The 21,167-nt window shown below is 65.2% G+C and carries 13 protein-coding genes; 11 read left to right on the top strand and 2 right to left on the bottom strand.

From position 1 onward, the window contains the following. Position 1 precedes the first annotated feature (1 nt). On the top strand, positions 2 to 1,141 hold the full coding sequence (locus tag FRC96_RS09540) for a hypothetical protein (RefSeq protein ID WP_146974264.1): 1,140 nt from the start codon (positions 2 to 4) through the stop codon (positions 1,139 to 1,141). Continuing rightward, positions 1,138 to 2,115, top strand: a complete 978-nt coding sequence (gene galE / locus FRC96_RS09535) for a UDP-glucose 4-epimerase GalE (protein ID WP_146974263.1) — start codon at positions 1,138 to 1,140, stop codon at positions 2,113 to 2,115. Before FRC96_RS09540 ends, galE begins: the two co-directional genes overlap by 4 nt. An 84-nt stretch (positions 2,116 to 2,199) precedes the next feature. On the opposite strand, the gene FRC96_RS09530 is transcribed toward galE, so the two are convergent. Beyond that, complete coding sequence (locus FRC96_RS09530) at positions 2,200 to 3,435, bottom strand: glycosyltransferase (RefSeq protein ID WP_146974262.1); 1,236 nt, start codon at positions 3,433 to 3,435, stop codon at positions 2,200 to 2,202. Positions 3,436 to 3,718: 283 nt separating this feature from the next. Between FRC96_RS09530 and FRC96_RS09525 the strand changes: the two genes are divergently transcribed. The 9 genes from FRC96_RS09525 (at position 3,719) to FRC96_RS09485 (ending at position 20,829) form a co-directional block, all read left to right on the top strand. Continuing rightward, entirely contained in the window at positions 3,719 to 4,336 is a 618-nt protein-coding gene (locus FRC96_RS09525; protein ID WP_146974261.1) for a DNA recombination/repair protein RecA, read from the top strand. Next, positions 4,314 to 5,765 carry a DNA polymerase Y family protein gene (locus FRC96_RS09520; RefSeq protein ID WP_146974260.1) on the top strand — a complete coding sequence of 484 codons (1,452 nt, stop codon included), beginning with the start codon at positions 4,314 to 4,316 and terminating at the stop codon, positions 5,763 to 5,765. Before FRC96_RS09525 ends, FRC96_RS09520 begins: the two co-directional genes overlap by 23 nt. A 14-nt stretch (positions 5,766 to 5,779) precedes the next feature. Then, entirely contained in the window at positions 5,780 to 8,875 is a 3,096-nt protein-coding gene (locus FRC96_RS09515) for an error-prone DNA polymerase (RefSeq protein WP_146974259.1), read from the top strand. A 281-nt stretch (positions 8,876 to 9,156) separates the two neighbouring features. Continuing rightward, on the top strand, positions 9,157 to 12,813 hold the full coding sequence (locus FRC96_RS09510; RefSeq protein WP_146974258.1) for an amidohydrolase family protein: 3,657 nt from the start codon (positions 9,157 to 9,159) through the stop codon (positions 12,811 to 12,813). A 208-nt stretch (positions 12,814 to 13,021) separates the two neighbouring features. Beyond that, positions 13,022 to 13,684, top strand: a complete 663-nt coding sequence (locus tag FRC96_RS09505; protein WP_146974257.1) for a TetR/AcrR family transcriptional regulator — start codon at positions 13,022 to 13,024, stop codon at positions 13,682 to 13,684. A gap of 240 nt (positions 13,685 to 13,924) precedes the next feature. Beyond that, entirely contained in the window at positions 13,925 to 14,815 is an 891-nt protein-coding gene (locus tag FRC96_RS09500; RefSeq protein ID WP_230470078.1) for an acyl-CoA desaturase, read from the top strand. A 76-nt stretch (positions 14,816 to 14,891) separates the two neighbouring features. Continuing rightward, the gene (locus FRC96_RS09495) at positions 14,892 to 15,446 is read left to right on the top strand and encodes a hypothetical protein (protein ID WP_146974255.1); all 555 of its coding nucleotides are present in this window, start codon (positions 14,892 to 14,894) and stop codon (positions 15,444 to 15,446) included. A gap of 350 nt (positions 15,447 to 15,796) precedes the next feature. Then, the gene (locus FRC96_RS09490; protein WP_230470077.1) at positions 15,797 to 18,601 is read left to right on the top strand and encodes a bifunctional diguanylate cyclase/phosphodiesterase; all 2,805 of its coding nucleotides are present in this window, start codon (positions 15,797 to 15,799) and stop codon (positions 18,599 to 18,601) included. A 248-nt stretch (positions 18,602 to 18,849) separates the two neighbouring features. Next, complete coding sequence (locus tag FRC96_RS09485; protein WP_230470076.1) at positions 18,850 to 20,829, top strand: Ig-like domain-containing protein; 1,980 nt, start codon at positions 18,850 to 18,852, stop codon at positions 20,827 to 20,829. Between the two features lie 113 nt (positions 20,830 to 20,942). Here FRC96_RS09485 and FRC96_RS09480 read toward each other — a convergent pair whose 3' ends face one another. Further along, positions 20,943 to 21,158 (bottom strand): RNA polymerase sigma factor region1.1 domain-containing protein, encoded by a 216-nt coding sequence (locus FRC96_RS09480; RefSeq protein WP_146974252.1) that lies wholly within the window; start codon positions 21,156 to 21,158, stop codon positions 20,943 to 20,945. Positions 21,159 to 21,167 lie beyond the last annotated feature (9 nt).

The following is a 21,167-nucleotide window of genomic DNA, read 5'->3' as shown; positions in this document are numbered from 1 at the left end:
GATGACTTCTTCAACGATGGGGCTTCCTCCCGGGGCCCGGGTGGCCTTTGTGGCCGACCAGTTCGCCGACGCCCCGCGCACCCCCGATGAGCCCTACCCCGGCGGCGCCGAGCTCACCGACGCCGCCGCGCTGGAGGCTGCGCCGGTGGCCGTGAGCTGCCTGCGCAGCGCCGAGCTTGAGCCGGAGCAGGTTGGCGAGTTTGATCTTTTGATCCTGGGAAACACCGAGGCTCTGGGGGCAAAGCAGGTGCAGGCGCTGGCCGCCCACGGCCGCCACGTGCTCTTTGAGCATGACCTGCGCCTGTGCCGCTGGCGTGGCAATTTTCCATCCGCCCCCGACCGGATGCACCGGCTGGGCGCGACCTGCACCTGTCCGCACCCGGTGGCGCACGCCCTCTTTGACTCGGCGCTGGGCGCGATCTTTTTGACCGAGAGCCAGCGCCGTCACTACGCCAGAAACCCTTATTATAAAGGTGTGCCCTACGCCGTGCTGGGGAGCTCGCTGATGAACCGCGCGTTTTTCAGCGAGGTAGACCGCCTGCACGCAGAGGCCAAAGAAAAACAAGAGCGCCGGGAGCATCGCACCACGGTCTGTTATTCGGGCTCGGCGTCGAAGGGTTTTGAGGAGGCGCGGGCCTTCTGCCGGGAGCATGGCGAAGACCCCTTTGTGATCCGCCATCTTCGCCCCGAGGAGGTGCTGGAGGTCCTGGCTCACTCCAGAAACTTTGTGTACCTGCCCCAATCCTTTGAGGCGGCCGGGCGCATGCCCCTGGAGGCGCGTTTTCTGGGAGCACACGTGATCACCAACCGGGTCACGGGCATCGCGCAGGAGCCCTGGTGGCAGCTCGACGATGAGGCGGCGCTGGAGCATGTGCGCCGCGCCCCGGAGCGCTTCTGGCAACACGTGGCGCGTTTCTACCAGCGTCCAGCGCGCGCCGGGCGGCCGGCAGAGACGCTGGCCGCACTCACCATAAAAAGCGCGGCGCGCCGCCCCCTGGCCAGCGCGCTCGCGGCAGGTCGTGCCGCCCTGGAAGCCTCCCCCCTCTACCCCAACCTCGGCCTGGCCGCGCAGACCCTGGAGCGCGCTATGGCGCACCATGAGCGCGCGCTGGCCCCCCTGAATTCTCTGGAGCTTTTATGACCATGCTCGTCACCGGCGGCGCCGGCTATATCGGAAGTCATGTGGCCTGGGCGCTGATCGACGCCGGCCATCAGGTCGTCATCCTCGACAACCTCTCCACCGGCGTGCGCGAGAACATCCCGCCAGCAGCCGAGCTCATGGAGGGCGATGTGGGCGACGCGGCCCTGCTCCGGAAGATCTTTTCGGAGCACAGCATCGAGGCGATCCTGCATTTTGCGGGCAGCATCGTGGTGCCCGAGTCGGTCGAAAATCCGCTCAAGTATTACGATAACAACACCGCCCGCACCCGCACGCTGATCGAGGAGGCGGTGCGCGCTGAGGTGCCCCGCTTTATCTTCTCGTCGACCGCGGCGGTCTACGGCTCCCCCGACGAGCTCCCGGTGACCGAGGACACCCCGGCGCAGCCCATCAACCCCTACGGGCGCTCCAAACTGATGACGGAGTGGATGCTCAAAGACGTCAGCCAGGCCCACCCCCTGAACTTCGTAGCGCTGCGCTATTTCAATGTGGCCGGGGCCGATCCGGCCGGGCGCACCGGGCAGTCCACCCCGCAGGCCACGCATCTGATCAAGGTGACCTGCCAGCTGGCCACCAGGCAGCGCGAGTCGATGGCGATCTTTGGCACCGACTACCCCACCGCCGACGGCACCTGCATCCGCGACTACATCCACGTCAGCGATCTGGCCGACGCCCACCTGCGCGCGCTCGATTATCTGGCCGAGGGCAACTCCAGCGCGATCTTCAACTGCGGCTACGGCCACGGCTACTCGGTGCGCGAGGTGATCGAGGCGGTGGAGAAGGTCGCCGGCACCTCGCTCAACGTCCGCGAAGAGGGCCGCCGCGCCGGGGACCCCGCCGAGCTCATCTCGGACCCCGCGCGGCTTCGGGAGGCCACCGGCTGGATGCCCCGCCACGACGACCTGGAGGGCATCGTGAAAAGCGCCCTGGCCTGGGAAGCCAAAACCTCCCCCTGATCTTTTCAACCAGAAAACACGAGCGAAGCTGTGGTGGGGAGGGGGTCTGGGGCTTTTTGCTCAAACACGCACCTCCCCACGATCTCAGCGGGTCGCAAGAGCGTCGAGACGTTCCTTTAAGCGATCGTTGAGCTTTTCAATCGAGAACTCCGCCTCGACGATCGCGCGTCCTTGCTGGCCGAGCGTCTGCCACAGACCAGGATCTTCAAGCAGCGCTTCAAGGTTTTGAGCCAGCCCCTCCACGTCGCGCTCCTCGGCGATGAGGCCGGATTCCTGATGGCGTACAAGCTCCGGGATGCCGCTGTGGCGCGTGCTCAAGACGGGCATCCCCGTGGCCAGCCCCTCCATCAGCACGACCGGCAGGCCCTCTTTATCACCGTTTTTCGCGGTGACGCTGGGGGTGAGCAGGATGTGGTGATCGAACAGAAGCTCAATAATCTCATCCTGATGTTTCCAGCCTAAAAACTGCACCGAGTCGCCCAGCCCCAGCGCGTGCGCACGGGCTTTGAGCTCGTCGCTTAAGGGCCCGTCGCCGGCGATATGGTAGCGCGCGTCCGGAAAACGCTCGCGGACCCGGGCGAAGGCCTCCAGCCCGTAGGCGATGCCCTTCTTTTCGACCAGGCGCCCGATAGTCAGCAGGCGCACCTCGCCATCGGCCTCGGGCCGGCGCACCTTGAACTCAAAACGCGTCGTGTCGATGCCCATCCGGTGCACGGCGATCTTCTCGGGGGGCGCGCCCAGCTCAATAAGCCGCTCTTGCCAGTGCTCGCTGATCGGCAAGAGAAGCTCCGCGCCCTTAAAAAGCTCGCGGTAGACGCCGGGGCCGCGCTCGATAGGAAAGACGCTCATGTCGTAGCCGTGAAAAAAGACGGCCAGTTTGCCGCGCAGCGCGCCCATCTCCCTCAAGATCTGGCACTCGCGGCCCAGGTTGCCGAAGTGGCAGAGCACCACATCAAAGGGCTCCAGTCTGCTTAAGTGCGCGGCCTTGACCATCAGCGAGGCCGAGAGGCTCTCGTCGTGGCGGCGAGCGGCGTCGATGCCTTTGAAGAGCCCCGGGAGCAGGCGGCGTTTTGAGGTGTGCAGGAGCGCGCGCGCGCCGTCGAGAGCCTGCTCTGTTGCCGGGCGCCCGTGGCGTGTCCAGTAGACGGTGCGCTCCAGCAGGCCGTAGCGCGCCACATCCGGGTGCACCTTCTCGGCGCGCGCGGGCGGATCGGCCAGGATCGTCACCTCGCAGCCCCGATCGATAAGGCCGGTGATCTGGTTGAGCACAAAGGTCTGACTTAAGGCCGGGAACTGCCCGGTAACGATGGCAACGCGCATACAGCCTCCTGGGTGAATCGCCAGCGCCTACCTACCAACCCGACCGTCGGTCGCAAAGCCCAAAGCGGGGGCTTTTGAGAGATCCGGCGATCGCCGCAGCAGCAAAGGGCGAGCCTGCAGAGGGGGAACTTTTTGCGAAAAAGACGTTGCCAGGCAACTGAAAAGACCTACAGTTACTGAACACCTGTAGCGCGCCTGCAGGTGATGCGGGGTGGCCTGATAAGGCATGCCCGATGTCGTGTTTTTCTGCTGATGGAACACCTTAAATGAATGGGGTCGTGTGATGGCCAGCCTGATATCGCTTCCACATATTCAACGCGCCACCGATCTGGAGCGCCCCGAGCATGAAGCACGCTGGGAGCTGAGCACGCTGAAGGGAAAGCTCAGCGAGCTGAGCGGACAGAGCGCCGCCGGGGTCTCGGTGGCGCTGCGCCTGATCGCCCAGACGCAGCAAGGCGGCGAGCCTGCGGCGTGGATAGGGTCGACCTCGCGCTTGTTTTATCCGCCGGATGCGGTGGGCTGGGGCATCGACTGGGAGGCTTTGCCGATCATCGGGCTGGGCGACGCAAGGCAGGCGGCGCGCGCCGCCGATAAGTTGCTGCGCAGCGGGGCGTTCGGGCTGGTCATCGTCGATCTTCCCCCTCGCGCCTTTGTGCCCGCCCCTCTTCTGGGTCGGCTGATGCACCTGGCCGAGACCCACACCAGCGCGCTGCTCTTTCTGACCCAAAAATCCCCCACCGAAGACTCGTTAAGCTCGCTTATCGCGCTGCGCGCCCAGGCCAGCTGGGCGAGCGTTGACGCGCGTCGGCTGCGCGCACGGCTCGACATCATCAAAGACAAGCGTCGCGGCCCCGGCCACCAGCACCTTGAGGATTATCATGGACCGCTGGGCCTGCATTAACGCCGCCGACTTTGCGTTGCAGGTGCTCTTACGCGCGCATCCGGACTGGCGCGAGGAGCCGGCCGCGCTTCTGGATCGCGATCACCCGCAGGGGAAGCTCGTGGGGCTGAACCTGGCCGCGCGTCAGGCCGGGCTGCGCTCCGGGATGCGCTACGGGGAGGCGCTGGCGCTGATCCCGGCGCTGCGCGCCGGCACCATCGCCACCGAGGAGGTCGAGGCGGTGGCCGAGGCCATCGCCCGGGCGCTCTGCGACTACGCCCCCCAGGTGGAGCGCCACGAGGAGATCGCCGGGCTCTTCTGGCTCAACGCTTCGGGGCTGAGCAAGCTCTACCCGAGCTGGCGACTGTGGGCCGAGCCCCTGCGCGACCGTTTGATGGAACGCTTTGAGATCCGGGTTACCCTGGTGGTGGGCTTTCGCAGAGCGCTGACGTATGTGATCGCGCGGACATCGCGAAGCTCCGGGGCCTTTGATACGCCGGAGGCTGAGGCTCGGGCCGCGGGGAAGGCCCCCTTGAGCGAGCTCGACTTAAGCCGCTCCGACCGCGATCTTCTGGCACACCTGAACCTGCGCACCCTCACCGATCTTCTGGCGCTCCCCGCCCGCGGGCTGGAGCGGCGCTTGAGCCCGGCGCTGGTGGAGCTCTACCACCAGGCCCGCGGCGATCGAGAGCTTCCCATCCGCCCCTTTCGCATCGAGGAGCCCACGCAGAGCTCGCAGCATCTCGACTACGCCGAGCGCGACACCCACCGCCTGCTCTTTTTGATCAAGGGGCACCTCCACCCGCTGCTGCAACGTCTGGAGGCGGCTAACGACAAGCTCATCGCGCTCGATCTGCATTTTGAGCTGGAGCGCCACCCCGCGATCACCGAGCGGGTTGAGCCGGCCCAGCCCACCCTCGACGCGCTCACGCTCTCGGACCTGATACGCCTGCAGCTGGAACGTCTGGAGCTTCCGGGCGGGGTCACCCAGATCACATTGACCGCGCATAGCGAGAAGACGCGCAGCGAGCAGCTTCGTCTTTTTCTGGGGGGTGACGAGCCGCCTGCGCGTGACATGGAGGCTGCCAATCGCGCGCTGGCCCGCCTGCGCGCGCAGTTTGGCGTGGAGGCGGTCCAGCGCGTGCGGCTGCGGCAGGCCCACCTGCCGGAGGGGCGCTTTCTCCTTGAACCTTTTGACGCGCTGCCCCTCCCCGCCCCCTCCTCGCGCTCGAACGCATCGCACGCGGTGCGCCGCTTCTACCCCACCCCGCTGCGGCTGCGCGGGCTCCCCCCCGCCCGCGATCGCGAAGGCCCCCACACCATCTGCGGCGGCTGGTGGGTCCGCGAGCTCCACCGCGACTACCACCTCATCGCCACCCACGATCATCGCCTGATCTGGGTCTTCTACGACCACCGCCGCCACCGCTGGTACGTGCACGCCGAGTTCTAAACTTGCCACTGGCTATGACCTACGTCCCCCTCTTCAACAAATCCAACGGATCCTTCCTCGAAGGAGCAAGCCACCCCGAGGAGCTCGTCGATCAATGCGCCGAGCTCGGCCTCCCGGCGCTGGCGATCTGCGACCGCGACGGGGTCTACGGAGCGGTGCGCGCCTTTCAGCGCGCCCGGCAGCTCGACCTCAAGCTGATTGTCGGCTCGCAAATCACCCTCGACGACGGCACCACCATCATCCTTCTGGCCCAGACGCGCCGGGGCTACGCCAACCTCGGCGCGCTGATCACCCGGGGGCGGCTCCGCTGCGAGAAAGGCAAAAGCCAGGTCCGCTGGCAGGAGGTCGCCGAGCACGCCGACGACCTCCTCGCCCTGTGGGGCGGCCCGGAGAGCCTGCTCTGGAAAAGCGAGCGCCCCGACCACGTCGCGTCTCTGCTTGGCGAGGCCTTTGGAGATCGCCTCTACGCCCTGATCACCCGCCACCAGACCGAAGATGAGCAGACCCGCGAACCCCTTATCTTCGCCAGGGCGGAGCGCTACGGCCTGAGCTGCGTCGGAGCCACCGAGGTGCTCTACCACCGCCCCGAGCGCCGCCCTCTCCAGGACATCCTGACCTGCATCCGCCACACGACCGAGCTCTCCAAGGCCGGCAACCTACTGCGGCCCAACGATCTTTATACCTTGACCCCTCCAGCCGATCTGGCGCGGCGCTTCGCCGACCGCCCCGACCTCCTTGAGCGCACCCTGGAGGTCGCCAGCCGCTGCACCTTCAGCATGGGTGAGCTGCGCTACTCCTACCCGATCGAAGCGCTCCCCGAAGGTCACACCCCCGACTCCTGGCTGCGCGCGCTCACCCTTAAAGGCGCACGCCAGCGCTACGACGGCATCATCCCCACAGAAGTCCTCGCCCAGGTCGAACGCGAGCTGGGCATCATCACGCAGCTCCAATACGCCGGCTACTTTCTGACGATGAAAGAGATCGTGGAGTTCTGCCGCGCCCAAAACATCCTCTGCCAGGGTCGCGGCTCAGCGGCCAACTCCGCGGTCTGCTTCTGCCTGGGCATCACCGCCGTCGACCCGGTGCGCATGGGACTTCTCTTTGAGCGCTTCATCTCCCCGGAGCGCGCCGAGCCCCCCGACATTGATCTGGACATCGCCCACGAGCGCCGCGAAGAGGTCATCCAACACGTCTACGCCCGCTACGGACGCCAGCGCGCGGCCATGGTCGCCAACGTCATCCGCTACCGTCCCCGCTCTGCGGTTCGCGATGTTGGCAAAGCCCTCGGACTGCCGGAGGCCCTCGTCGACAGGCTCGCCCGCCTTCTCGGCCACCGCGGCCAGCTCGGCGCCGAGACCTGGGAGCAGGCCGAGCTCGACCCCACCCTCCCGCTGCACCGCCACCTGGAGACGCTCACCAACGCCATCCTCGACTTCCCTCGCCACCTCTCCATTCACCCCGGCGGCTTCATCCTCGCCGAAGAGCGCGTCAGCGATCTTGTCCCGGTCGAAAACGCCTCGATGGAAAATCGCACCGTCATCCAGTGGGATAAATACGACGTCGAGGCCCTCGGCCTCTTTAAAGTCGACCTTCTCGGCCTGGGCGCGCTGACCATGATCGACCGCGCTTTCAGACTGCTGGAGCGCCACCACCAGCGCTACCTGGATCTCGCCAGCATCCCCACCGAAGATCCAGCCACCTTCGACATGATCTGCCGCGGCGACACCCTGGGCGTTTTCCAGATCGAGAGCCGCGCGCAGATGGCCATGCTCCCGCGCCTCAAGCCCCGCACCTACTACGATCTGGTCATCGAGATCAGCCTGGTGCGCCCCGGCCCCATCACCGGCGACATGGTCCACCCCTACCTGCGCCGCCGTCAGGGGCTTGAGCCCGTCGACTACCCCCACGAGAGCCTGGTCCCGGTGCTTGAGCGCACGCTCGGTATCCCCCTCTTTCAGGAACAGGTCATGAAGTTGGCTATCGTCGCCGCCGACTACACCCCTGGCGAAGCCGACCAGCTTCGCCGCGACATGGCCGCCTGGAAGCAACACGGCCGCATTGAGCGCCACCGCGAGCGCCTGATCACCCGCATGATCGAGAAGGGCATCGAGCCCGACTTCGCCGAACGCGTCTTTAGCCAGATCCAGGGCTTTGCCGACTACGGCTTCCCCGAGAGCCACGCCGCAAGTTTTGCGCTTTTGGCCTACGCCACCTCCTGGCTGCGCTGCCACCACCCGGTGGTCTTTGCCGCCGCCCTGCTTAACTCCCAGCCCATGGGCTTCTACAGCACCTCCACCATCGTCGAAGACGCGCGCCGCCGCGGCGTGGAGGTCCGCTCCATCGATGTGCACCTCTCCGAATGGGACTGCACCTTAGAGCCCACCGACACCCCACCCTTTGACTTCGCGCTGCGCATGGGACTTCGCCAGCTGCGCGGCTTCTCGCAGCAGGCTGCCGAACGCCTCATCGATGCCCGGCGAGACCGCCACTTCGAGAGCGTCGAAGACCTGATGCGCCGCGCCAACCTCGCCACCAACGACCACCAGCGCCTGGCCCGCGCCGGCGCCCTCTCCAGCATCGGGGTAACCCGCCGCCAGGCCCTCTGGGAGATCACCGGCCGCCCCACAGAGCTCGACGCCCTCTCACTGCCGATCGACGTCCGCGACCCCGCCCCCACCTTCCAAAAACTCAGCCGCCTGGAGGCGATTGAGTGGGATCACCGCACCTCCTTTCACAGCACCCGCGGACACCCCCTCCAGGAGCTCCGCCCTCTGCTCAAGGCTCAGGGCCTCCCCTGCGCCGAGCAGCTCAACGCCCTGGCTCATAAAACACGCGTGCATTTCGCTGCCCTGGTCATCTGCCGCCAGCGTCCCTCCACCGCCTCCGGCGTTGTCTTTATGACGCTCGAAGACGAGACCGGCCTGGCCAACATCGTCATCTACCCCCGCGTCTTCGAGCGCTTCGCCGTCCTCGCCAGAACCACACCCTTTATCGGCATCTCCGGCACCATCCAACACGAGCAGGGCGTCACTCACCTGATCGCCGACCAACTCTGGCGCCCTCGCCTGGAGAGCGGCCCTCCGAAGGTGCGCTCGCGTGACTTCCACTAAGTGCATCCCCCCTTCCATGCCCCCGGGGCCCTCCCCTTGATCCTTCGACCTCAACTCGCTACAAGTCACCCCGCAGGCTGCAGCCCGGCCTCCCTCCCACCCCTTCACCCCACCAAGTTCACACAGCCGTGACAGCAAAAGCTCCCCGCTTGCGCTACACACTCCCCGTTCACCCGCGAGCCAGTCGTGCTCCCTTGATATGAACTCCGACTGAGATTTCGCTACCTTATCACCAGCAAAACGCGTCGCCCTACGGAATGACTCACTTGAGGTATCTCCCCATGTCGCATGCCCGGTCCGTACGCTCACCGCTGCTCTTTCCTCTCACACTGCTGCTCGCAGCCTCACTGGCCCTTGGTGCCTGTGGCGACGATCCCGAACCCGAGGATCGTCCCGACGTCGAAAACGACGCTGGCCCCGATGCCGATGTCGGCCCTGACGCCGACGTCGATCCGGATCCCGACGCTGACGTCGACCCCGACCCGGACGTCGACGTCACCGACCCCACCGATCCCCCCGAAGACGCGATCGCCTGCGACGAGCGCATGCCCGCTCCCCCCACCGGTGAGCGCTGCATCGTCATCCCCGGCAGCTCCGACAACATCCTGATCCGCGGCACCATCCTGGCCGGCGGCGAAGTCTACCACGAGGGCTCCCTGCTCCTCGATGACCAGAGCCCCAACCGCCAGATCACCTGCTCCGGCTGCGGCTGCGCCGATGAGCCCGAGGCCCAGGACGCCACGATCATCTCGTGTCCCACCGGCGTCATCTCCCCCGGCCTCATCAACCCCCACGATCACATCACCTACTCCCTCTCTCGCCCGCAGCCCCATGGCGAAGAGCGCTTTGACCACCGCCACGACTGGCGCCGCGGCCTTCGCGGGCACGACCAGATCGACACCAGCCCCGGCTCCGACAACAGCCACGAGGGCATCCTCTATGGCGAGCTGCGCATGCTCTTTGGCGGCGCCACCAGCATCGTCGGCTCGGTGGGAAGCGGCGACGCCGACGGCATGCTGCGTAACCTCGACAACACCAGCTACACCGAAGGTTTGAGCGGCGTCGACGTCCTCTACCGCACCTTCCCCCTGGGCGACGTCAACGGCACCCTGCGCGCCTCCGGCTGCGACTACCCCGGCATCGACGACGAGAGCCGCCTGAGCGCCGGCACCTACCTGCCGCACGTCTCCGAGGGTATCGACCCCGAGGCCCAGAACGAGTTCCGCTGCCTCTCCGGCGCCTCCGGCAGTGACCTGATCCAGGACAACACCGCCATCATTCACGGCATCGGCCTCTCGGCCCGCGACGTCGCCCTGATGGCCCAGCGCGGCTCCACCCTTGTCTGGTCGGCTCGCACCAACATCGACCTCTACGGCAACACCGCCCAGGCGCCCCTCTTTAAGAAGTTCGGCGTCCCCATCACCCTCGGCACCGACTGGTCGGCCAGCGGTTCGATGAACATGCTCCGCGAGTTGCAATGCGCCGACTACCTCAACCGCCTCTACTTCGATGAGACCTTTACCGAGCAAGAACTCTGGGAGATGGTCACCGCCAACGCCGCCGACGCCATGGGCGCCGGCGACCAGATCGGCCGCCTTGAGAACGGCTACATCGGCGACATCACTATCTTCGACGGCACCGATCGCCTCCCCTACCGCGCGGTCATCGACGCCGAAATCGCCGACATCGTGCTTGTGATGCGCGGCGGCGAGCCCCTCTACGGCGACGCCTCGCTCATCGAAGATCTCGTCGAAAACGAAGAGCTGGCGGGCTGCGAGATGATCGACGTCTGCGAACGCGACCGTCGCCTCTGCGTCGAGCTCGACGCCGGCAAGTCCTTAAGCGACATCCGCTCCGCGGTCAGCTCCAGCGCCTACGAGCTCTTCTTCTGCGGTGAGCCCGAAGATGAGCCCAGCTGCATGCCCTTCCGCCCCAACGAGTACACCGGCCTGACCGACACCACCGACACCTCCGGTGACGGCATCCCCGATGCGGTCGACAACTGCCCGGCCTTCTTCAACCCCATCCGCCCCATGGACGGATCCACCCAGGCCGACACCAACGGCAACGGTCTCGGCGACATCTGCGACCCATGCCCCTTAAGCGAAGATCCGAGCTGCACCGGTGTCGACCCCGCCGATCTCGACGGCGACGGCGAAGCCAACGAGACCGACAACTGCCCGGTGCACTACAACCCCGGCCAGGAAAACACCTCCGGCGATGAGTTCGGCGACGCCTGCAGCCCCTGCCCCGAGACCTTCCTGGGCGACGGCGCGGCCTGCCCCATCTCCATCTACGATCTCAAAGACGGCACCGTCGCTCCCGGCGCCCGCGCCACCTTCGAGGGCGTCATCGTCACCGCCGTGGCCGAAGGCGTAAGCTTCTTCGTCCAGGTCGACCCCGCCTCCGACGACTACGAGCGCGCCCAGTACAGCGGCATCTACGTCTACAACGCCGGTGGCAGCGTGGAGCCCGAGGTCGGTGACCGCATCAACCTCACCGGCTCCACCTCGCTCTTCTTCGGCCAGATTCAGGTCGCCAACGTTGAAAATATCGAGATTCTTGAGAGCGACTACCCGCTGCCTGAGCCGGTTCTGGTGAACACCTCGGCCATCTCCAACGACGGTAGCCTTCAAGAAGCCCTCGAAGGGGTCCTCGTCCGCGTCGAAGACGTCATCGTAACCGACAACACTCCGGACCCCGGCCCCGGCCAGGGTGACAACGCCTTTGAGTTCGTGATCGACGACCAGGTGCGCGTCAACAACCTCATCTACACCATCGATCCCAGGCCCGAGGTCGGCGACGACTTCGCCAGCATCACCGGCGTGCTTCGCTGGGCCAACGAAAACTCCAAGATCGAGCCGCGTTCCGAGCTCGACATCGTCACCGGCCCGCCCTTCCTGGCCACCCTCGACCCCTCTCCCCTCTTCGTTTCGGCCGACGGCGGCACCACCACGCTGACCCTCGCGCTTAACCGCGAGGCCGAAGCCGACACCACCATCGACCTGAGCTACGCCCCCGAAGGCGTCGTCACCGGCCCGGCCAGCGTCGTCATCGACGCAGGCCAGCTCGCCGTCGATGTGGAGCTCAGCTCGGTGACCCCCGACGCCGAGACGACCCTCACCGCCACGCTCGATGACGTCACCCTCAGCGCGCCGATCTTCACGTACAACAGCGCGAGCGCCCGTCAGCTCGAGTCCTTCTCAGCCTCCACCCAGACGGCCTTCATCGGCGACCAGGTCCAGTTCGATCTCGCGCTCAACATCCCCGCAGGCGACGCTGGCGCGACGGCGAGCATCGAGGTGCTCCCGGTCGAAACCACCCTGACCTACCCGGCCAGCGTCACCATCAACGCCGGCGATCGCAGCGCCAGCTTCTCGCTGACCTTCGATGAGGGCGCCGGCGACTACACCGTCGAAGTCACCCTCGGTGGCGACACCCTCAGTGTTCCGGTCACGATCGCCGAGCCCCCCAGCGAGTTGGCCGAGTCGTTCACCAACTTCGACGGCCCGGGCAACACCTACGGCTCCGGCAGCTTCGAGGCCGACGCCGGGTTTACCTGGAACTACACCGGCGGACGTCTTGTCGACGGCAGCACCAACGCCGATTACGCCATCGACGGCACCGGCTTGATGTTCGGTGGTGGCGGCGACAAGTCGCTCATCGCCGAGGGCATCGAAGGCGGCATCAGCTCCATCCGCTTCGACATGATGAAAGCCTTCACCGGCGGCGCTAACCGTCAGGTCGAGGTCTTCGTCAACGGCGCCTCCATCGGCACGTCTCAGGTCTTCGGTAACGCCAGCGGCGCCGACCCCACCATCGTTGAGTTCTTCGTCGAAGACATCAACGTCTCGGGTGATTTTGACCTGGAGATTCGCTCGATTGCCGGTGGTCAGGTCACCATCGACAACCTCGTCTGGACGGCCTACCTCCCCTGAGGCGACCTGCCGGCCCGCCATTCCGGCGGGTCGGCACGACCCACAGATGAATGCTTCTTCAAAAAGGTCGCGCGAACATCGCGCGGCCTTTTTTTGTATTTTTGTACCTCAAAAACCATGAAACCATCTTGACAGCCCACCACATCATTGAACACGTTCATCTTTCCTGGCCCTACCCTCTCCTCCATCTTTTTACGCCGACTCTCCTATGTCCGAACTCACTCCCAAAGCCGAGGAGACCCGCCAACGCATCCTCGAAGCCGCGCTCTCCCTCTTCGAGGAGCAAAGTTTCGACACGACCACTCTGCGCCAGATCGCCGCCCGGGCTGATGTCAGCCTCGGACTCGTCTACCGCTACTTCGACGCCAAAGAGTCCTTCGTGCTCGCCCTCTACGAGCGCCTCTCGCACGCCTTCGAAGCCGCGGCTCGCGACCACATGCCTGAAGAGCGCTGGCCGGAGCGTTTTCTCTTCTGCCTGCGCACGAGCCTGCGTGTGCTCGGCCCGCATCGGGACACCCTCCGCAGCATCACCGGCATGTTGCTCAAAGATGCCAGAGATCTTTACCCCCCCGAGAACCCCTTCTCCCAGCAACACGTGCAATCGGTGTTTCGCGAGGCCGTACTCTATGCCCGCTTCGCTCCCGACGAGGCCCAGGCGACCCAGCTCGGTCGACATCTCTACCTGATTCACCTCGCGGTCGTGCTCTTCTGGCTCGTCGATCGCACCCCCGACCAGCAGGCCACCGCGCGCCTCCTCGACCAGATGCAGCGCTGGATGCCGATGCTCGCCATCGCCGCGACCACGCCGGTCTTCCGCGAACTCGCGGATGGCATCGCCGACGCTGTGCTTGGCCCAGAGCCAGAGATCTAACGCCACTCCGATCGTCCATCTGCCACTCCCAAGGGGGGAGCCGCCACCCCTGGCCACCGGTCTCACGCGTTTGACGTCACGAGCCACCAGGACACCCACGCCCGCAGGCAGTCCTCCCAGACCCTTTATCCATAAAAATCACACCAAACTCTTGACTTCCACGCCAAAAATGAACATGTTCACCCCCGTAAAGTGAACATGTTCATAAACAGTGCGCGACTCTTCCCCGGGAGGTCTCAGATGCCCGAACTTCACACCCCACACGGCCACACTCGCCACAGCTGGACGAAGATCGTCTGGCTCTACCTGATGCTCACCCCTTCCCTCCTGCTCGGGTGGCAGGTTCTCACGCTGGAGCGCGCCCTCATCGCAGCAGGCCTGGGCCTGCTGACCCTCTGCCTGGGCCACTCCGTCGGACTTCATCGCGGCATCATTCACCGAGCGTTTGAAACCTCTCGGGCCTTTCGCAACGTGCTGGTTACGCTCTTCATCCTGACCGGTCTCGGGGGTCCCCTCAGCTGGATCCGCCTCCATTACGTCCGGGACTACTGGCAAAACCAGCCCGACTGCCCGGACTACTTTGCCTACCGCCACGGCATCTTGCGCGACTTCTACTGGAATCTGCACCTGCGCTACGTCCCCACCCAGGCCGAGCTCGTCGAGATCCCGCGCGAACTCTCCGAGGACCCCTGGCTGCGTTTCTTTGAGCGCACCTGGCCCCTCTACACCCTTGTGCTGGCCGGTCTGCTCGCGCTCATCGGTGGGTGGGAGCTTGTGATTGTCGCGCTTTGCATGCGCATTAGCGCCGGCATCCTTGGCCACTGGTTCGTCGGCATCGTCGCCCATAAATGGGGATACATGCGCTACGCTATCGAGGGCGCCGCCGAAGAAGGCCGCAACACCTTTGTGCTCGGGCTGATTTCGTTCGGGGAGGGCTTTCACAACAACCACCACGCCTACCCGAGATCGGCGCGAATGGGCCACGCCTGGTGGGAGGTCGACCTGGGCTGGCTTGCCATTCGCGCCTTTGAGCGCCTCGGCCTTGTCTGGAAGGTACTGGCTCACGACCGCCCTGACTCCGGAGTCAAGCCCGCTGCGCGTCCAATGCCCACAGTCTGGCGCATGGGATGAGCGCAACGCCCATCACTATCGTCTCGCTCTTGTTAGTCTCCCGAGCAACGCTTCTTTGCCCTGCAATGAGGTTCACATGACACTCTTACTGATTCTCTTCATCGTCCTCGCGACGATCGGGGCCTTCGATGTCGGCTACTATCACATCCTCAAACTTCGCCTCTTCGAGCGCCCGGAATGCAAGCACGAGCAAATCGCACATACCTGCCGTGGCCTGCTCTTTACCGGGATGCTCGCTATGGTGGCCTTTGGGGCCCCGCGCGGCGGGTTTGCGACCGCGCTGCTGGTGCTCTTCGCGATTGACACGATCAACACCATCGTTGACACCTTCGTCGAGCAAGACTCCCGTGCCTCGCTCGGGGGCCTGGAGCGCGGAGAATACATGACCCACGTCATCGGGAGCGTCTGTATCGGCGCAGCAGCGATGTACGCCCTCGTGACGCTCTGGCCGCATCTGGGCGAACCCTCTGCGTTCGTGCCCTACTCCGGAACCACAGCTCAGCTGGCCCTCGGCGTTCAAGCGCTGCTCGTCCTTACCGCCGCTGTCGTAGCGCTGGAGTTGGCACTGCATATCCGCTCCCGGACCAGGCCCGCGCGTTCCAACAACGCACAGATTTTATTCCGGCATTGAGAAAGAAAGTTGCATCGCGCACCCTTCAGCGCTAAGACTCCACCGGCGGTCCGCTGTTTCCAAACTCGATGGGATATCCTCTCATGGCCATGACCTGAATTGCTCCCGACCGCTCTAATTTGCGATGGTGTTGACTGTGTAAACCCGGCCCTCGCCGGGTTTTTTTTGATCCACCATCCGCCCTCACAGCCTCTTGTGAGTTGACCGCACCGCGGATCCTCTTGCTATGCTCAGGAGGTCTTTTTGAGCCTACCTGCACAGGCCCCTCGCCGATGAACGCCAACGACCACGCGCGCCCTTCTGATCCGCGATCCTTACGCGATCCACGCGCTACCGGTCGCCTCAGCGCCTTGACGTCACCCTCCGACCTTGTCGGCCCTCCCCTTCCTCGTGAATCCTCCCGGACCTTCAATCGCCGCCTGGCACTCGCCTATATTCTGCTAGCGGCCCTCTGGATTCTCGTCAGCGACGCGCTGGTCAACGCTATCTTCACCGCCCCCGCCTCCCGCGAGCTCGCGCAGACGCTGAAAGGCCTCTTCTTTATCGTCGCCAGCGGACTGCTCCTCTACGTCTTATTGCGCCGTCACCTCGTCGCGCTTCACTCCGTCGAACGCCAGCTTGTCACCCGCGACGCTCACATCGGCCGCATCATCGACACCATGGCCAATGGCGTCGCGCTCCTCGACCTTCAGGGCGCGCTCGTCGACGTCAACCCCGCCCTCTGCCGACTTCTTCACCAACCCGCCGACACGCTCCTCGGCACCTCGCTGGGCCCGCTGAACCATCTCGACAGCCGCGACGCCATCTCGCTGAACCACGCCCTGGAGAGGTCTCGCTCCAACGGCAGCTTCGCCGCCGAGCTCGCCTACCCCATCCATCACGACCATCACGTCGAAGTTCACCTGACGCTCGCCCCCCTCTTTGACGACGACGGCCAGCTCACGGGCTACGTCGCCGACTTCCTCAACATCGGCGATGTCCGCCGCGCCGAGGCGCACCTCGAAGGCATCGGCGCCGTCACCGAAGAGCTCGCCAGCGAGAGCGACATCGCCACCCTCGGCGACAAGGCACTCCGCGCCGCCTCCGAGCTCACCGACTTCGAACTCGGCGAAGTAGCCCTCTTCACGCCCGAGACATCGACGTTGAGCGTGATCTGGAGCCGCGGACTACCCCGTGGGGACGACGATGCCTGCGACCTGACCTTCGCAACGCATCTCGTCGAGGCAGGCACCTTCGCCTCGCGCCAGCTCCCCGACATCGCAACCTACTACCGCAATCAGGGTGTCCGCCGCATCGCCGGCGTCCCCATTGTGCGCGACGAGAAGAGCTGCGGCGCACTCATCATCGCCACCCGCGACGAGCAACGCCAACTTACGCCACGCCACATCACGATGCTCAACGCCGTGGCCCGCCAGCTCGGCGTCGCTCTGCACCGCCACGCCCTCCTGCTGGAAGCCCGCACCTCCGAGGCCCGCTTCCGCGACGTCATCGACACCGTCCCGGACATCCTCTACCGCACAAGCCTCCCCGACTTCGCCACCACCTTCATCAGCCCGGCGACCGAGCGCCTGCTCGGCTACCCCGCCCGCGCCTTCTACGAAGACACTCAGCTCTGGCGTTCCCGCATCCACCCCGACGACCGCGAGGGCATCAGTCGCACCATTGAACACGCCATCGCCTGCGACGAGACCTACGTCGTGCGCTACCGCAGCATCCACCGCAACGATGAGCGCACCCGCTGGTTCGAAGACCGCGGCCACGTTGAACGCGACGCCGATCACAACCCGGTGGCCATCACCGGCGTGATCTCCGACATCACCGCGCAGAAGATCGCCCAGGACCGCCTCACCTTCCTCGCTTACAACGACAGCCTCACCACCCTCCCCAACCGGCACGGCCTCCTCGAAGCCATTGAGGCCCACATCGCCCAACACCCCGACGCCAGCGCCGCCCTCTTCTACGTCGACCTCGACCGCTTCCACCTCGTCAACGATATCCTGGGCCATGACGCCGGCGACGCGCTGCTCCTCGACGCCCGCGACCGCCTCCAGTCGCTGATGCCCCCCGACGCCATCCTCGCCCGCATCGGCGCGGATGAGTTCGTCGTCTTTATGCCCTCTCCAGAAAACGACTCCCTGGAGTCGCACGCCCACACGATTCAGAGCGCCTTCAGCCGCCCCTTCAGCATCAAAGGCCAGGACTCCTTCTTGAGCGCAAGCATCGGCATCGCCTCCTTCCCGCGCGACGCCACCGACGCCACCACCCTGCTCAAGCAGGCCCACCGCGCCCTCTCCCACGCCAAAGACACCGGCCCTGCCAACTTCTCACTCTACGCCGGCGAGCTCGCCGAGCGTCAGCAGCGCCGCCTCGCGCTGCAATCCCAACTTCATGGCGCCGTCGAACGCGGTGAGATTCGTGTGGCCTACCAGCCCATCATCGATCTTCACAGTGGCAGCATCACCGGTGCCGAAGCTCTGCTGCGCTGGACCAACGCCGAGGGACACAGCATCTCGCCGGCCGAATTCATCCCCGCTGCCGAAGAGTCCGGCCTGATCGTCCCGCTCGGCGACTGGGTCTTGGAGCGCGTCTGCCGGCAAATCGCCCTGTGGCAGGGCGCGGGCCTCGACGTCTCAGTCGCCGTCAATCTCTCCCCACTCCAGTTCCTGCGCAGCGATATCGTCGAGCGCATCCTCGCCGCGATCGCCAACGCCCACATCCCCGCCGACCGCCTCGCCCTGGAGCTCACCGAGTCCGCCATCCTCGCCGACCCTGAGCACACCGCCCGCGTCGTGCGCCAGCTCCGCGAGCATGGCCTGCGCGTCGCCATTGACGACTTCGGCACCGGCTACTCGTCACTGGAGCGTCTCAAGCAACTCCCGGTCCAGACCCTTAAGATCGACCGATCCTTTGTCAAAGACCTCCCCGGAGACGAGCGCGACGCCAGCATCGTGCGCTCCATCGTCACGCTCTCACAGAGCTTCGCGATGCATGCCCTGGCCGAGGGCATCGAGACCCGCGAGCAGTGGCGACTGCTCCGCACCATGGGCTGCCACTACGGCCAGGGATTCTATTTTAGCCCGGCCATCACTCCCGAGGCGCTCTTCCAGAAGGCCACCACCCCGCCGACCTGGATTCAGCAGACCGAGCCCGTCTAACGCACTCATTTTTAGAGTGATCCCCGGCTCAACAAGGTTTTACGCGAACCTCATCGCCGCCTTGACCACCGACACCCCCTCGGTATACTCACGGCTAACCTACAGTATAAGCTCAGCAGGCAGCGACGTTTTCTGCCCGCGCAATGCTTCGCTGCTGCACTTGCACCTGGATTTACGTTTGCGCGTCCTACGACGTGCCAATTCACCACGAACAACACGTCGCTCGCGGCGCGTTGCGGAGGAAAGAGATGATGGGAAGCTACACAACAAAGTTGCTCGCGTTGCTGGCCGCCGGCGGCCTCTCGCTGACAATGGCCTGCGGTGAGAGCACGGTAAACGTGCCCACCGACGAAGATCCTCGCGATCACGAGCAACCGGACATCCCCGGCACCAGCCGCCTGGAGCACGTTGAGCCCTGCGACGCCGCACAGCTCGCCTGCACCCGCACCCTGGCGGTCGAAGACTCGGCCACCATCTCGGTGCGCCTGGTCGACGCCGACGGAAACCCCATCCGCAACGCCATGGTGGGTTTTGCCCTTGAGACCGTGGTCGGCGCCCAGGGCGCGACCCTCTCGGCGGCCAACGACATCACCGATGACAACGGCATCGCCTCGACCACCGTGCGCACCGGCGGCGACCCCAACACCGCCACCGGCACCATCCGCGTCGAAGCCACCGTCGATCAGGAAGGCGTCAACGCCCTCGAATTCAACATGGGCATCAACGCCAAAGACTCCGCCTCCTACATCGTGGAGTACGAGCACGCCGGCTCGGCGGTGCTCGATTCCGTCGAGACCCTCTTCCTCCCGCCCACCGTCACCTGTGACGCGGCCGAGGAAGCCTTCAACCGTGATGGCCTCTGGCCCAGCGCCGACTTCGTGCGCAACGCCACCGTCAACGCCGACGGCTCCATCAACGACGTCATCCTGCCCTCGGTCGCCAACAACACCGCCTACACCATCATCGGCTCGGCGATTCAGAACGTCGGCACCCGCGAGGTCAGCGTCGCCGTTGGCTGCTCCGAGAACAACCCGCCCGTGCAAAACGGCGTGAGCACCGTCGTCGAGATCGAGCTCTTCGACTACTTCCCCACCATCGCCGGCACCTACCAGGTCACCCACGCCTTTGACCTGCGCAGCGGCCTTCCGCCTTCAGTACGCGAAGTCATCGACCTCATCGGCACGCTGGCAGAGAGCCCTGCTCGTTTTGTCCTGGGCTGCCCGGCCACCATCGACTACTGCGACGGCGGCACACGCGGCCTGCTCGACTTCCTGCTCGACTTCGCCGGTGACTCGCTGGGGAGTTTCGCGGACACCCTCCGTGACTTCCAGAGCAACGGCACCTTGATGGCGCTGGCCCTCGACTTCCTCGATGACGCGATCGAAGGCTTCCTGCCGCCGTGGGCCGTCGATGGCCAGCAAATCATCGGTGATGTCGTCAGCATGTTGGAGGCCTTCGTCGTCGAAGGGTCCATCATCATCGACGAGCAGCCCGTCATTGATCTGGCCAGCGGTCAGGCCACCGCGGTGCTTCTCCCCGAGAACAACCGCCAGCTCTGGAACGACATCGTCCTGACATGGAGCCGCGGCTGTGAAAATCAGTCCGCCTCCTGCTCCGAGGTCCGCATTCGCTCCTTCGACGTGGGCGAGAATGGCAGCGCCGTCTTCGGCAACTTCGGCGCGACCATGATCGGCGCCACCGCTCTGGAAATCGACAAGCACCCGCTCACCCTTCAGTACGGTAACCTCATCCTCGCCGTCATCGAGAGGGTCCTGCTCCCCCGCCTCTTCGCCGACGCCCCGACCCCCATCGACTCTCTGGAGGCCATGCTCGGAGAGCTCATCGACTGCGAAGGTCTGGCTGATGAAGTCTCCAATCCCGGCCAAACCCTCTACAACGCCGTCGTGCAGGCCTGCGAAGTGCTTCAGGACGAAGCGGCTGACACCGTCCGCGACTACGTCAACGACAGCCTGGTCGCCGACTCCAGCGACAACTTCCGCATCGGCACACCTACCGGCGAGCCCTGCGAGATCTACCAGCCTGCCGTCTACCCGCCCGGGGCCTCGGCCAACAGTGGCTGGCCTGGCTACCCGCTGCCCTTCATCCAGACCCTGGGCACCCCCGAGCTTCGCTGCAAGTGGGAAGCTGAGTTCCGCTTTAGCACCGAAAGCCAGCCCTCCATCCTGGACGGCACCTTCTACGGAAACCGCTCCGACAGCGGGAACTGAACGCATCACACCCACAACCTCCCTTTTCGGGAGGTTGTGGATCCAACAAAAAAGCCGGCCCTCTCGGGCCGGCTTTTTTGTTGGTGGTCATAAGATAGTTATGAACCTGGCGCTCAGCTCGGAGCGCCCTTAACCTCAATCCCCATCTGACGGCAGGTGAACAGAAAGACCTCCATCTCCACCTCACCAAGATGCTCCTGGGGAAGCGCCTCGAGGATCTCACTCCAGCTCAACTCGCCCTTTTCACGCCCGCGGCGCAGAAGCTCGCGTTTGTTATCGTGGTAGGCGGTTTTTTCGGGGTTCGACTCAAACTCGTTCTGCTCAACCATAGGACACTC

The sequence above is a fragment of the Lujinxingia vulgaris genome (assembly GCF_007997005.1).
In the GTDB taxonomy this organism is placed as follows: domain Bacteria; phylum Myxococcota_A; class Bradymonadia; order Bradymonadales; family Bradymonadaceae; genus Lujinxingia.
Note: the sequence above shows the minus strand (reverse complement) of the source record. Positions and strands in the feature narration are given on the sequence as shown.

What these genes read in the sequence shown, in the direction of transcription:
- FRC96_RS09540 (WP_146974264.1), top strand. Translation starts at nt 2, where the DNA reads ATGACTTCTTCAACGATGGGGCTTCCTCCCGGGGCCCGGGTGGCCTTT.
- galE (WP_146974263.1), top strand. Translation starts at nt 1,138, where the DNA reads ATGACCATGCTCGTCACCGGCGGCGCCGGCTATATCGGAAGTCATGTG.
- FRC96_RS09530 (WP_146974262.1), bottom strand. Translation starts at nt 3,435, where the DNA reads ATGCGCGTTGCCATCGTTACCGGGCAGTTCCCGGCCTTAAGTCAGACC.
- FRC96_RS09525 (WP_146974261.1), top strand. Translation starts at nt 3,719, where the DNA reads ATGGCCAGCCTGATATCGCTTCCACATATTCAACGCGCCACCGATCTG.
- FRC96_RS09520 (WP_146974260.1), top strand. Translation starts at nt 4,314, where the DNA reads ATGGACCGCTGGGCCTGCATTAACGCCGCCGACTTTGCGTTGCAGGTG.
- FRC96_RS09515 (WP_146974259.1), top strand. Translation starts at nt 5,780, where the DNA reads ATGACCTACGTCCCCCTCTTCAACAAATCCAACGGATCCTTCCTCGAA.
- FRC96_RS09510 (WP_146974258.1), top strand. Translation starts at nt 9,157, where the DNA reads ATGTCGCATGCCCGGTCCGTACGCTCACCGCTGCTCTTTCCTCTCACA.
- FRC96_RS09505 (WP_146974257.1), top strand. Translation starts at nt 13,022, where the DNA reads ATGTCCGAACTCACTCCCAAAGCCGAGGAGACCCGCCAACGCATCCTC.
- FRC96_RS09500 (WP_230470078.1), top strand. Translation starts at nt 13,925, where the DNA reads ATGCCCGAACTTCACACCCCACACGGCCACACTCGCCACAGCTGGACG.
- FRC96_RS09495 (WP_146974255.1), top strand. Translation starts at nt 14,892, where the DNA reads ATGACACTCTTACTGATTCTCTTCATCGTCCTCGCGACGATCGGGGCC.
- FRC96_RS09485 (WP_230470076.1), top strand. Translation starts at nt 18,850, where the DNA reads ATGATGGGAAGCTACACAACAAAGTTGCTCGCGTTGCTGGCCGCCGGC.
- FRC96_RS09480 (WP_146974252.1), bottom strand. Translation starts at nt 21,158, where the DNA reads ATGGTTGAGCAGAACGAGTTTGAGTCGAACCCCGAAAAAACCGCCTAC.